At 37.5% G+C, this 13,359-nt stretch carries 13 protein-coding genes; all 13 read left to right on the top strand.

Annotated elements, in window-relative coordinates; translation table 11 throughout:
- Positions 1-2: 2 nt before the first annotated feature.
- The 13 genes from ACL9RM_RS02775 to ACL9RM_RS02835 all read left to right on the top strand — a co-directional run bounded on the left by ACL9RM_RS02775 (position 3) and on the right by ACL9RM_RS02835 (position 13,353).
- Positions 3-572 (top strand): DUF6470 family protein, encoded by a 570-nt coding sequence (locus tag ACL9RM_RS02775; RefSeq protein ID WP_250266803.1) that lies wholly within the window; start codon positions 3-5, stop codon positions 570-572.
- A 93-nt stretch (positions 573-665) separates the two neighbouring features.
- Positions 666-1,118: a flagellar assembly protein FliW gene (gene fliW / locus ACL9RM_RS02780; protein WP_250266802.1), complete on the top strand. Its 453-nt coding sequence runs from the start codon at positions 666-668 to the stop codon at positions 1,116-1,118.
- A 2-nt stretch (positions 1,119-1,120) separates the two neighbouring features.
- Positions 1,121-1,360, top strand: coding sequence for a carbon storage regulator CsrA (csrA, locus tag ACL9RM_RS02785; protein WP_029514583.1), 240 nt, complete (start codon positions 1,121-1,123; stop codon positions 1,358-1,360).
- 151 nt (positions 1,361-1,511) lie between these two features.
- Complete coding sequence (locus ACL9RM_RS02790; protein WP_250266801.1) at positions 1,512-2,327, top strand: flagellin; 816 nt, start codon at positions 1,512-1,514, stop codon at positions 2,325-2,327.
- 196 nt (positions 2,328-2,523) lie between these two features.
- A complete protein-coding gene (locus tag ACL9RM_RS02795) occupies positions 2,524-4,389 on the top strand; it encodes a glycosyltransferase (protein ID WP_250266800.1) in 1,866 nt (621 codons plus the stop codon).
- Positions 4,390-4,416: 27 nt separating this feature from the next.
- Positions 4,417-5,529 carry a glycosyltransferase gene (locus tag ACL9RM_RS02800; protein WP_250266799.1) on the top strand — a complete coding sequence of 371 codons (1,113 nt, stop codon included), beginning with the start codon at positions 4,417-4,419 and terminating at the stop codon, positions 5,527-5,529.
- 13 nt (positions 5,530-5,542) lie between these two features.
- On the top strand, positions 5,543-6,721 hold the full coding sequence (locus tag ACL9RM_RS02805; RefSeq protein ID WP_250266798.1) for a class I SAM-dependent methyltransferase: 1,179 nt from the start codon (positions 5,543-5,545) through the stop codon (positions 6,719-6,721).
- Positions 6,722-6,782: 61 nt separating this feature from the next.
- Positions 6,783-7,568 carry a glucose-1-phosphate cytidylyltransferase gene (gene rfbF, locus ACL9RM_RS02810; RefSeq protein WP_250266797.1) on the top strand — a complete coding sequence of 262 codons (786 nt, stop codon included), beginning with the start codon at positions 6,783-6,785 and terminating at the stop codon, positions 7,566-7,568.
- A 30-nt stretch (positions 7,569-7,598) separates the two neighbouring features.
- Entirely contained in the window at positions 7,599-8,294 is a 696-nt protein-coding gene (locus ACL9RM_RS02815) for a hypothetical protein (RefSeq protein WP_250266796.1), read from the top strand.
- Positions 8,295-8,296: 2 nt separating this feature from the next.
- Entirely contained in the window at positions 8,297-9,193 is an 897-nt protein-coding gene (locus ACL9RM_RS02820) for an NAD-dependent epimerase/dehydratase family protein (protein ID WP_250268972.1), read from the top strand.
- Between the two features lie 280 nt (positions 9,194-9,473).
- Positions 9,474-10,547 carry an FkbM family methyltransferase gene (locus tag ACL9RM_RS02825; protein WP_235306486.1) on the top strand — a complete coding sequence of 358 codons (1,074 nt, stop codon included), beginning with the start codon at positions 9,474-9,476 and terminating at the stop codon, positions 10,545-10,547.
- Positions 10,548-10,964: 417 nt separating this feature from the next.
- On the top strand, positions 10,965-11,540 hold the full coding sequence (rfbC, locus tag ACL9RM_RS02830; protein ID WP_235306485.1) for a dTDP-4-dehydrorhamnose 3,5-epimerase: 576 nt from the start codon (positions 10,965-10,967) through the stop codon (positions 11,538-11,540).
- Positions 11,533-13,353 carry a glycosyltransferase family 2 protein gene (locus ACL9RM_RS02835; RefSeq protein WP_235306484.1) on the top strand — a complete coding sequence of 607 codons (1,821 nt, stop codon included), beginning with the start codon at positions 11,533-11,535 and terminating at the stop codon, positions 13,351-13,353. The genes rfbC and ACL9RM_RS02835 overlap by 8 nt, the downstream gene beginning before the upstream one ends.
- Positions 13,354-13,359 lie beyond the last annotated feature (6 nt).

Raw genomic sequence — 13,359 nt, forward strand, 5'->3', positions numbered from 1 at the left:
AGATGTCCATCATTCCGACGCTTCAGATCCGGCAAACTCCGGCTATCCTGCACATTGATGCTGACCCAGGGCAGTATTCGATTCGACAGCCCTCGGCAGATATGGAATTAACGACACGACGTGCTCAACTGGAAATTCACCAGTATAAGCCACAGCTGACCATAGATCAAAGTGCAGCCTTCTCTGCCTATAACGGTGGAAATTACCTTGAGATGAATAATCGAATTTATTCAGGGGTGCCACAGATTTTTTTACAAGCTCTTGCGCATAAAGTGGAGCAAGGTAACCGAATGGCGGATATTCACATTCCTGGGAATACGGTAGCTAATGTTTTTGGAGAGGATACTGGAACGCATGTGCTTCCTGAATTTAGGGGTCCAGCATCTATGGATAATGTCGATATTCGTGTTGAAACGCGTGCACCTGATATTACATATACACCTGCTGTATCGGAAATGCATGTTACCGTTAATCGTCCAGAGATTGAGTATACCCGGGGGAAACTGGAGATTTATATGCAGCAGTATCCATCAGTGGCCTATATTCCACCTGAAATTGATGTCGCGATGTAAAATAAGTTAAGGTTATAGAGGTTATTCAAGCCGTCTATAGCCTTTTTTTTATAATAAAATGTATATATCTGATTAAATATTGGAGGAATATTAGTGATTATATCCACATCTATATGGGGTGACATTGAAGTTAATGAAAAAGAAGTATATCGTTTTGAAAAAGGAATTCCGGGATTTGAGGAGACGACCGAATTTGTGTTGCTTGATCAGGATGAGGCTCCCTTTTACTATCTCCAGTCTCTTCAGCAGAAGGAACTATCTTTTGTCTTAGTGGACCCATTTATTTTTTATCCTGAATACGAGTTCGAACTCCCTGATAGTGAAACGGAAGAACTGGAGATTGAATCTAATTTAGTCGTACGCAGCATATTAACATTACATGAGCAGGTAGAAAACTCGACGATCAATCTATTGGCACCTTTGGTATTCAACCCTGATAATAGGCAAGCCAAGCAGGTTGTTTTGCACCAGTCTCCGTATTCGACCAGGCATTCACTGCAACCCACTAAGGAAGACGAAACCATCCGTTCAAAGGAAGGTGAATAATCATGCTGGTACTTTCGCGTAAGAAAGGCGAATCTATTATCATTCAGGATCATATTGAGGTGACGGTGCTCGGAGTAGAGGGAGATACAGTGCGTATAGGAATTTCAGCTCCCAAACAGATGGACATCTTTCGCAAAGAAATCTATTTATCCATTCAAGAGTCCAATCGTGAATCTGCTGCCCATACGCAGTCAAATTTAGATGCTTTGCGCAAGATGATAAATAAAAATAACGAAAAATAAAAAAAATCCTAAAATGCTATTAAAAGTTCGACGAGAATGTCGATATATATAGTACAAGCTATTGCGGAGGGGCGGCCGACTTCAACGGATAGCTGTAACAACAATAAACCACATGGATGTGGGACATTTACCTTCAGGGAGGAAATTTAAAATGATTATCAATCACAATATCGCTGCAATGAACACTCACCGTCAATTGAACACAAACACTACTAACACAAACAAAGCAATCGAAAAACTGTCTTCTGGTCTTCGTATTAACCGTGCTGGTGACGATGCTGCTGGTTTGGCAATTTCCGAAAAAATGCGTGGTCAAATCCGCGGTTTGGATATGGCTTCCAAAAATGCTCAAGATGGCATTTCTTTGATTCAAACAGCTGAAGGCGCACTGAACGAAACACACAGCATTCTGCAACGTGTTCGTGAGCTTGCTGTACAATCTGCGAATGATACAAATACTGATGCTGACCGTGCTGAGCTTCAAAAAGAAGTAGGGGAATTGACAACAGAAGTAAACCGTATTTCCACAGATACTGAATTCAATACTAAAAAATTGTTGGACGGCGCTGGTGTCAGCGGAGCGGTGTTCCACATTGGTGCTAATATCGACCAAAATATTAAATTGTCTATTGGAAATATGGGTGCTGCATCACTGGGTATTAGTACAGTTGCAATTGGAACTCAATCAGGTGCCAATGCTGCAATTTCAGTTCTGGACGCGGCTATTACAAAAGTATCCTCTGAGCGTGCGAAATTGGGTGCAAACCAAAACCGTTTGGAGCACACAATCAACAATCTGGGAACTACTTCCGAGAACCTGTCTGCTGCTGAATCCCGTGTTCGTGACGTAGACATGGCTAAAGAAATGATGAACCAAACGAAAAACAATATTCTTGCTCAAGCTTCCCAAGCTATGTTGGCACAAGCTAATCAACAACCACAAGCAGTACTTCAATTGCTTCGTTAATCGTTTATTAATGGAACTGCTGAGATTATTCTCAGCAGTTTTTTTGTGTTTATATTTTACATATAAGGAATTGTTATTACCTTCATATTTTATAAGTCGAATCTAACTTATAATTATCAATTAACCGATATATATACTAACCTGATTCGTAAATGCGAAATGAGAGGAATGCATGATGAAAACTATAGCGTTATGTATGATTGTAAAAAACGAAAAAGAGTATCTTAGAAGATGTCTTGATAGCGTAAAAGATAAAGTAAATCAGATTGTAATTGTCGATACAGGCTCAACAGATGAAACTGTTAATATTGCTAAGGAATATACTAATGATGTATATCATATGGAATGGATCAATGATTTTGCAGCTGCCAGAAATGAGTCCATTAAATATGCAACTACAGATTATATTCTCATACTTGACGGCGATGAATATCTTGAGGAATCCGCTAATTTACAAAAGGAAATCGCATCAGGAGCGGATTACTACTTCACAAAAATATATAATGTTATGTCATCTGATAGAGGGATAACCCATTTAGCCATTCGCATTTTTGCTAACAATAAGGGCTTGCATTATCGTAATCGTCTTCATGAGCACTTAAATACGATGGAACAAGAAGATAAATTAAAGGAAGCATATGCTGAGCTGACTATTTTCCATACTGGTTACACAGATGAAATGATGAAGAGCAGAGAGAAGGCAAACAGAAATTTACCCCTCATGTTAAAAGAGGTGGAAGAGAATCCCACTGTCTATAACCTTTTTAATATGGGAAGGACGTACACATGGGTGGGGGAACATGAAAAAGCAATCAAGTACTTACAGAGAGCATACCCTTTAAGCAAAGAACTTACAATTGCTCCGGAGTTGATTTCAACATTATGTAGGAGTTTAGGTGAGTTGAAGAGATATGAAGAGGCTCTAATTATATTACAAGAGGCTACAACAATTTATCCTGGTGAAGTAGATTTAATTCACCTTCAGGCGCTGTTTTATATGGAAATTAATTACTATAAAGATGCAATAGCGAGAATGAATAAATGCCTTGAAGTGGGTGATCGAGGTATCACAGTCACTGAAGGCAACGGCAGCTATATTGCACATTTCAGACTTGCAGAATGGTATGAATCACGAAATGATTTGATGAAGAGCTATGAGCATATTTTAGAAGCTTTCAAGCTGAAAAAAGATTTTGTACCGATTATGGGGAAATATTTTAAAATTATAGAGAAAGCAAATGTTCCATTAGAAGAAGTATTTTCAATTACGCAACAATTGTATCCAATATCAAACAGTGGACAGCTAGAGAAGCTATTAGAGGTGATGTATAAGTTGAGACACCCCCTCTTGCAAAGATATCTGACAGAGTATAAGGTGACTGTTCAAGATAATGTCATGGCCACTGCGCGGCAATACACTAGGGATTATAATGGAGCGCAAGCCTTATGGTTGAAAATGGCGGATGTAGATGAGCAAAATGGGGAGGACATTTTATTATTATCCATTATCCTCAAAGATGAAACTCTATTTGGAAGGTTCAAATCACTGCTCAATCTAAGTCAAAAGGAACAAAAAAATTTATACAAAATTTTGATGAATGAAGTTTCTGAAGATGTAAAGTTAACATCACATCTCGAGAATATATTAGAGAGAGCATTGATACATCTAATTCGATTACAGGAATTTGAAACCTTTGAAATAATATCGAATTATTTGTGGCAAGGTGGCGTTGATGTAAAAATTAAGGTTTGTGAGCATCTTGCTGCCTATGGTTTCAACGAGATAGCTATCGATCTATTAGTTAAACTGTTTGAACAATATCCAAGGAATGTAAAGATTATTGAAATGTTGGGTGATGCTTGCCTTAGGTCGAATTATATACAAGATGCACAGCTCTTTTATACAAAACTACTTGAAATTAGTGATGATTACGTGGCGTATGAGAGAGCTTACGAGCTATATGAAAAAGTGGATGATCAAATTGCAAAGAATTCTGTCCTAACTCAAATAAATCGTAAGTTCCCATTATGTGCATGGTCTAAACAGAATTTTAATAGATAATATAATGCTCAAAATAAGGAGTCTAGTATGGAAAATTTTACAGCAGGAACTAAACCTCGTCTGGTAGCTCTGTGGCCAGAATGTTTAAATGTTCATCTGACTAAAGATCTCGGAATGATACCGTTTATTCTTCATAAGTATCATAATTATGATTCTGCAATAGCATGTTATGGTATTGAGGATTTCCCTTATATAGAGGCAGAAGTTAAGGGTTTGAAGATTGATCCTGTTGAAAATGGAGGAGACATCTTAACAGATGGTAACGATTACCTCGAAAAACGAGCGAAAGAGATTGATATATTATTCTTAATGGGAATTTACCCATTTACACTGAGTTGGATGGAGAAATACAAAGCCCTTAATCCGAAAGGGAAAATATATTTAAAGCTAGACGCCAATGTCTACTGGATGAATAGTATTGACTTAACGGATAATCTATTGGAGACGCTTAAAAAGTGTGATGTGATCAGTGTTGAGAGTAAGAAGCTATACCATTATTTAAACAAAAAATGGCCCCTAAAAATAGAGTATGTTCCTAACGGATTTTACAATTTCCATTCGAGCCCAAGCGTGAGTTTTAATGAAAAGGAAAATGTTATTTTAACAGTCGGAAGAATTGGAACTCACCAAAAAGCCAATGAAATTATATTAGAAGCGTTTAAATTAGTTGCTTCAGAAATCCCTGACTGGAAGCTTAAACTTGTAGGAAATGTTGAGGAACATTTCATCCAATATGTTCATGAATTTTTCACTAAAAATCCTGAGCTTAGAGACAGGATTGAATTTGTTGGCCCAATTGAAAATAGGACGGCTATAGAAAATGAATATAGACAGGCTAAAGTTTTTTGTTTGACTTCGAGATACGAGGGATTTCCGTTAGTTTTCACGGAAGCTGCTAAAAGCGGGTGCTTTATCGTTTCTACTGAACTTGATCCGGCTTTTGATATTACCAAAGAAAGCGCATATGGAACTCTATTTCCTATAGATGACCCTTATAAATTGTCTGAAATATTACTTGAGGTTTGTAATGACAATGTAAGACTAGAACAGACATGTTGTGAAATTCAAAATTACGCAGAAACTAATTTTAACTGGACTAATATATGCGATAAGCTTGATCTTTTATTACATCTAAATTAATGGGGGAACTCCAGTGATCGAAATAACATTTCAAAATGATGAAGTGAAGTTAATAAATACACAAAATAATGTTTCGGAAACTGTTTTACATTTCGGTGGGATTCATAATAACCATACAACGATAAGTTCTCCCAAGCTGCTACAGGAATACATTCATATGTTGGAAAACTATTCAACTATCCAAAAGTACACTTACGGCGAAACTACCATGATTGATATCGTGGCACTTACAAGTCTTATATACAACGAATTAATGGCTGGAAAACATACTGAGATCAGGGCTCTAGAGGTAGGAAGTTGGTTCGGATGTTCAAGTTATTTCTTTGCAAATAGTCTCAAAACATTCTCAGATAGTAATATCTTATTCTGTATGGATACGTGGCAGGGCAGTCCGGATACAGCAAGCCATAATATTGCAAATTATGAAAATGCATTCGAACATTTTAAGAGTGTAATGAGATATACCGGTGTTTACGATAATATAAAGCCTATTGTGTGCGATTCAACGGTGGGCATGGACATTCTACAGGATGATTATTTTGATATTATTTTTGTGGACGCTAACCATACGTATGACTATGTTTATCAGGATATAATCAAAGGAATAAGAAAAATTAAAGTCGGCGGACTATTAATGGGGCATGATTGTGAGTGTTATGCAGATGAACTTCCTCCTCATCTTTTGCATGGTGACAACAAGCATTTAGACGGTATAGAGGGTTATCATACAGGAGTAATTAAAGCCTTGGATGATATTTTTGGCAGATCCTATAATCGGTTCAATCAAAGTCTTGTCTGGTATAAGAGAATAACTCAAGAAGACAAAGATATGTTATTAAAAATGGACTCAGTAGATCAAGAGGATACTTTACAATTGGTTGATTCTATGAAGGAAGCTATTCAATTTATATATAAAAACATTACAGAGGGAAAATCAGATATGCTTCAAATTCTTACTGCGGATACGATACAGGCAGCACATCAGCTGGAGAAAGAAATGATCCCGTATTGTGAGAAACTTTATAATAAAGACTTGAAAATTAAAACAAATGAGTTAAAGAGTTCCTTATTAAATTTTCAAGTTACCTATAATAATGATTTTCCGCGAGCTCTTCTTGTGCTGGAATCGAGAGTTATTGAGAGTTTCAATACATGGTTGGAATGTTTCCTTGAAAGTAGAAAAAAATATTAAGTTGATGTGTTTAGGTTGGTGGAGTACACAGGGTGAAATCTAAGCAAGGATGTGAGTGGAGATGAAAGTTGTTATTTTAGCAGGTGGCCGGGGGACGCGAATTAGCGAAGAATCCCATTTGAGGCCTAAACCCATGATTGAAATAGGTGATGCCCCAATACTTTGGCATATCATGAAGACCTACGCTTATTATGGTTATAATGAGTTCGTTATCTGCTTGGGCTATAAAGGTTATATTATTAAAGAGTATTTTGCTAATTATTATCGCCACATGTCAGAAGCAATTACCTACGACTTTACCTCTGGCAACACTGTAGAAGTTCACCAAAATTCAGTTGAGCCATGGAAAGTCACTTTGGTCGAGACGGGTTTAAATACAATGACTGGTAGCCGTATAAAACGTATTGAACCTTATGTAGGGAATAATCCATTTATGCTCACTTATGGCGATGGTTTGGCAGATATTAATGTTACGAAACTGGTGAAGTGTCATAGAGAAAGTGGCAAACTGGCTACGATTACCGGCGTACAGCCAGATGGAAGATTTGGTCGGCTTGAATTAGAAGGTGAGTCTGTTACAGGGTTTACTGAAAAAGTAAAAGGGGATGGCGGTTGGATTAATGGAGGGTTTATGGTTTGCCAGCCTCAAGTTTTCCAGTATATTCAAGACACGGAAAAAACAATTTTGGAGCAGGAGCCATTGCAAAACTTAGCGCGCGATGGGGAACTGAACGTTTTCAGACACCATAGCTTTTGGCAGCCTATGGATACTATACGTGAAAAAATTATCCTCGATGAGCTTTGGGAGAAGCAGAAGGCTCCCTGGAAAGTATGGCTGGATTCATAAAACAAAACAAGTTCTATGGAGTGGAGTAGCATGTTTAAACTAACTTTAACGACGGATGATCTGCAGAATTATGTTCGTCATCAGTTGAATAATTTTTATCCTGATAATGACTTATTATGTAAAGATATATTATTTGAAAATTCGTTTAATCATGCGCTTGAACGTACGGAGTACTGTTTTCAGCATATAGCCTTACAAGCCTATCATCACCAAGGGAGTACATTTTTCTCACATCTGCATTCAGATCAATACACGTTGTTTTTATGGTTTTTGTCTAATTCAGTATGGAAGAGATTTGAAGATTCTGAGTTGGCGTCTAAGCTTTTTTATTTAAATAAGGCTTTAAATGGGGTAGTATGCATGTACGATGCAAATATGCCTAACATTTTTCTCATCGTACACGGTGGTGTTGTATTGGGCAAAGCATCCTACAGTGATTTTTTTGTGTGTTATCAAGGATGCACGGTAGGTGCCATTGATGGAAACTATCCTAAGCTGGGAAAAGGAGTTATCTTGGCTCCTCAGTCATCGATTATCGGAAATTGCACTGTGGGGGATCTAGTTACAATTGGAAATCAGGCCTTGCTTAGAAATAGGAATCTGGATAGCAGGTCGCTGTATTATCGCCATATCGATACAGGGCAGCACGCTATTCAAAAGGCTAAAACACCTTGGGCCCAGTCGTTTTTCAATGTCCCAATCATACCAGATGGAGATGATCTTTGAGAGTGAAGACAGTCTTAATCAGCGGTGCAAATGGTTATATAGGGCTTCACATGGCACAGTTGCTGAAAAATAATAATTATAAAGTTATCACGGCCGCACGAGATTCGGATGGGGATATTATGATGGATTTCTCGGTTCCATCGAAGATATCACTCTTAAATTATCCTGGTATTGATGCGATGATACACACGGTTTCACCAAATGAAGATCTTTACAGACATGACCCTTATCACGCTTTATCAGAAAATGCAGCTGGAATACATGCAGCAATCGATTTTTGTAAGAGTAATAACATCCGTGATTTTATATATATCTCCAGTTTTCATGTTTTTGGTAAACAAGGTGGACTATTAAGAGAGGATTCTTACGTCACGCCAAGTAATGACTACGGACTAGCACATTATACAGCTGAACAAACTGTTAGAATGTTTGATCGTAACAAAGAGATCAATGCATGGATAATCCGTCCGTCTAATCTTTTTGGAGTCCCAGCAAACATAGAAAGATTCAAGAGGTGGAATTTGATACCTTTTCTATTTTGCAAGGAAGCAGTAGAGCAGCAGAAAATAACTCTTCTAACCTCTGGAAGTCAACTTCGTAATTTTGTAGGCATTTCTGATGTGTGTAAAAAAGTACTATGGATATTGAATAAAAGGCCGGTTGATCGTGTTTTACATGCTTTTGGAAAAGAAACTATAAGCGTTTTGCATTATGCACACCTTGTCCAAAAGGTTGCATTGGAAAACTTCGATCTTCCTGTGCAAATCATTCGCCCAGATGGAAATGAACAGGTCGTTCAATTTAAGTTTACAAGTTTATATAACGATCCAGAAATTTTACCAACAGATGATATAGAAATGTTTGTGGATGAAATGCTTAAAGTGCTTCTATCGAGTTGATAGAAGGGAATTGTCAATTATGATTTGCTGGATAATGAGTTTAATTGTTTACTAATATCAGTGTTTATGACGTTATTATTGATCACTATTGTCAAAAATACGTTTGAAAAGTGGTATAGTTTAATACTATCTGTTGATGAAATTCATACTCCCTCTCATGTCTGGGGTTCGTTGGAATGATCAGGAGTTTGGGATAGAATGGCCTTAGGTTGGACATGAAGGAACCATGGGATTACTAAATATTTTATCAAATAAAAATTATAGTAAAAGGAAGGTATTCATGGAATCATTAAATAAGCTAAATCAAGCTCTTCTATTAATTGGACAAAATGACGAATTAAGAAGTAAAACACTGACTTGGTTTAAGGAAATAGAAGAACTATTGCATTACCCGCAAGGTAGTATTAGGGATGAAATAACAGGTCCTATTTTAGATGCTATTTATAATGAAAATAATATATTTAGAAAGAAACTCTCCAATGGGTTGGTGTTTGATTTTTATTACAGAACTAAAATTGCAAGGGACTTTTTAATGTCAACTCCTGAAGTACCTGATCATGTTTGGGAACCTCAAACAACGAAATTATTATTGTTGCTGTCTAAAAATTTAAAACAAGTCCTAATTGGCGGCGCTTATTTCGGTGATCAGGCTATAATGCTAGCTAACGAAATTAAAAACAACAATGGAGTTGTACATGCATTCGAACCGAATTTGGATCAGTTCAATATGCTGAATCATAATGCTAAAATTAATGGTTTAAATAATTTAAAAGCATGGAGAATGGGGCTTTGGAAAGAGAGTGACAGTTCCTTTCGTCTTGTAGGAGAAGATTCGTTTGCTCATGCTGAATCTGTTGTGAACGAAACTATGCAGGTGGATAAAGATATTTTTTCTACGGTATCGATTGGTGACTATTTGGAGAGAGAACAAATAAGAAAACTCGATCTCATCATGCTTGATATCGAGGGGTTAGAATATTTTGTTTTACAGGGAGCTCAAAATCAATTGAATCTTCCAGCTTCGGAGGCACCAACCATTGTTTTTGAAGTACACCGGAGCTATGTTGATTGGAGTAATGGTCTTCATAACAGTGAGATAGTTCAATATCTGATGGGATTTGGATACTCAGTTTTCGCAATTAGAGATTACAATTCGAATGTTGATATGACAGATTTACCGATTGAAATTATTCCTCCAGATAGAGTGTTTCTTGAAGGACCTCCTCATGGGTTTAATATGCTGGCTGTTAAAGATACTTCAATACTTAACTCTACTTCTTTTAAAAAATGTTATGATGTTAGTCCTAAATTGTTAAAACATAAAAATTCCTATTTACATGAACCAACTAAATGAAGAGTTACAGAGCTAGTTGATTAAAATGCACAATAAAAGATCAATCAAATCTTATTAGCAAGGAAAGTGAGTAGTAGCCTTAGGTGAGTCGCTTTTTTCAGATAATCGATTGTCTCCTGAGGAAAAACGGTTTAGCCAGTCTTTTCATCAAGCACTAAACCGTTCGGGGTATTGTGGGGCATTTTGAGTTTACTAGCGTATACGAAAATCCCAGCCTCACGCCTAGCGACAAGTTGGAGACTGTTATTGAGTAAATGCTCAAAGTTCCTCTCACCAGATATGAGATCAACTCATGAAGCTTGGATTCATTAGAACACTGCTGATATTTTGGGGAGTTGATGTTGGACTAATCATGCCAATTTCTAAAGATTATCTACAAGCTTCTCGGAATATTTTTAAGCCATAAGGAGAGTAAATATGTTAGTTCAGCCAGCACCCTTGCATCAGGCAGCGGTGATTGAAATGGAGCCTATCCAGGACAGCCGCGGTTATTTTGCCAGAAGCTTTTGCAAAAAAACTTTTTCTGAGCATGGAATTTATTTTGATATGGTTCAATCCAATATGGCATTCAATCGATATCCTAATACGCTAAGGGGGATGCATTTTCAGCTACCTCCCTACTGCGAGGACAAGATCGTCTCTTGCTTTCATGGAGCCATCTACGACGTTATTATAGACCTTAACCGTAAAAGCCCTACCTTCGGAAAATGGTTTGGACTAACTTTGTCTGAGGAAAACCGTTTGTCTTTATATGTCCCGAAGGGTTTTGCTCATGGTTACCAGACGCTGACGGAAAACACGAGCATTCATTACATGGTCAGTGAGTACTATACTCCTTCTCATGAGTCTGGAGTTCGTTGGAATGATAAAGCCTTTGGAATAGAATGGCCTTTGGAGGACGGGCTTATTATTTCCTCGAAGGATGAGCAGTGGAAAGACTTTAATATAAGTACCGATGGAATGATTTTGTGTGAGGGAGTCGGACATGAATAATTATACAGCAACACAGATCCTTGAAACTTTACAGTCTGGACATGAGGCCATTTGTTATTTGGAAGATTGTATCCATCGTGGAGAGCTAAACCTATCCGACATCATAATATTAGATAATATGGTTGAGTTGCTGTATGCGCTCGAAAATGCCACGTCGAATGTGTCTGTGCCTAACCGTGTAAAAGAGATTAAAGCTAATATTATGTTCTATATTGAACATCTTAAACAGAATGCAATCAATGAAAATGTAGAGCGATTTTTATATGATTTTCGCTTTCATGTTAGATCTCTGTTCCGGATTTTGGAGTTTGAAATTGCTTATATCGTGGAGGATTTCGTTGACAAGAAGGACTATCCGCGTCTTTATCCAGAAGTAGGAATCGTTAATCATGGTGATATTGCGGCACTAGGGGAAAAAGCCAACTGTAAAGTTAGTGTCGTTTTGGTCGCGTATAATAATCTTAATTATACACGCGATTGTGTGGAGAGCATTTTAACGAACACAGACGATGTGGAGTTCGAATTGATTTTGGTGGATAACGGCTCAACAGATGGGACAAAAGAGTATTTTGATTCCATTCCTGGTGCAAAGGTGATCCATTTGAAGTATAACTTGCATGTTGTGAAAGGCTTCAATATAGGCCTAATGGCGGCAGAAGGTAAATATTCTGCTGCGGTATGCAACGATTTTATTTTTGCGCCAAACTGGTTAAAGAATTTAATGATTTGTATTGAATCAGATCCTGAAATTGGTTATGTGTCTCCAGGGGCGACTTTCATATCCAATATGCAGCAAATTCCAATCCCCTTCTCCTCCAAAGAGGATTTTCAAGAAAAGGCTAGAGAATACAATGTAAGTGACCCTACAAAATGGGAAGAGCGTGTGGTGCTATTGCCCAATGTTTTGTGTTGTCCCACAGCTCTTTTGGATCGGATTGGTTATTATGACACTCGCTTTTTCCGTGGTGAATTTTCAGACGATGACATCAGTTTCAAAATCAGACGCGCCGGATACAAGCTCGTTTATTGTGCGGACACAGTGACGCACCACTATGGGAGCTTAACCACCGCCAGTGATCATCAGACGAATTCCTTAGAAGAAGGAAGACAAACTTTTATAGATAAATATGGTTTGGACGCTTGGTTGGATGCACGTATGAGTGCGGCTTATATGAGGTTTGATTTTAGTCAGCTTTCTAATGTGAAATCTATTCTTGGAGTTGATGTAAAATGCGGAGCCACCTTGCTCCAAATTAAAAATCATATATGGTCAACTTATGGTATTAAACCACAACTATCTATATGTACAACAGAACAGAAGTACGAAGTAGATGCAAATTCCATTTCAGAAAATGTATTCTTACTCGATAATTTACGTTATATACCAGAAGAGCTTAATGGTAAGATCGACTTAGTCTATATTGAAAAGCCTCTTGATTGTTATTCTGACGATTTGGATACCATTTTCCATAATCTCTCCAAGGTTATGAATACTAACGGAAAGCTAATTTTTATGGTTAACAATAGCATAAGCATAGAGGCACTATATGAAATGCTCAATTCTTCGAATTCCATGCACAATCGCAGGATTTATATGCGGGATATGCTTTATTTGCAGGCAAGGATCCATGGTTTTGAACCAACCTCTTTCATTAATATTGCTCCGGAACGCAGCTCTGAGAGTAATCAAGTCGTAGAAGATCTGGCTAAGTTTCTAACTGGCGGAAGAGAATTAGAATCGAAATATTTGGAGTCATTATTACACTCTACTTTCGGAATCTATCAAATGAACTATCAGGCTACTTTACAATAGCCTTGA

Origin of the sequence: Paenibacillus sp. S29 (genome assembly GCF_049319765.1) — a bacterium.
Lineage (GTDB): Bacteria > Bacillota > Bacilli > Paenibacillales > Paenibacillaceae > Paenibacillus > Paenibacillus polymyxa_B.

Coding starts and splice junctions, on each gene's coding strand:
- ACL9RM_RS02775 (WP_250266803.1), top strand. CDS start 3: ATGTCCATCATTCCGACGCTTCAGATCCGGCAAACTCCGGCTATCCTG.
- csrA (WP_029514583.1), top strand. CDS start 1,121: ATGCTGGTACTTTCGCGTAAGAAAGGCGAATCTATTATCATTCAGGAT.
- ACL9RM_RS02790 (WP_250266801.1), top strand. CDS start 1,512: ATGATTATCAATCACAATATCGCTGCAATGAACACTCACCGTCAATTG.
- ACL9RM_RS02795 (WP_250266800.1), top strand. CDS start 2,524: ATGATTGTAAAAAACGAAAAAGAGTATCTTAGAAGATGTCTTGATAGC.
- ACL9RM_RS02800 (WP_250266799.1), top strand. CDS start 4,417: ATGGAAAATTTTACAGCAGGAACTAAACCTCGTCTGGTAGCTCTGTGG.
- rfbF (WP_250266797.1), top strand. CDS start 6,783: ATGAAAGTTGTTATTTTAGCAGGTGGCCGGGGGACGCGAATTAGCGAA.
- ACL9RM_RS02815 (WP_250266796.1), top strand. CDS start 7,599: ATGTTTAAACTAACTTTAACGACGGATGATCTGCAGAATTATGTTCGT.
- ACL9RM_RS02825 (WP_235306486.1), top strand. CDS start 9,474: ATGGAATCATTAAATAAGCTAAATCAAGCTCTTCTATTAATTGGACAA.
- rfbC (WP_235306485.1), top strand. CDS start 10,965: ATGTTAGTTCAGCCAGCACCCTTGCATCAGGCAGCGGTGATTGAAATG.
- ACL9RM_RS02835 (WP_235306484.1), top strand. CDS start 11,533: ATGAATAATTATACAGCAACACAGATCCTTGAAACTTTACAGTCTGGA.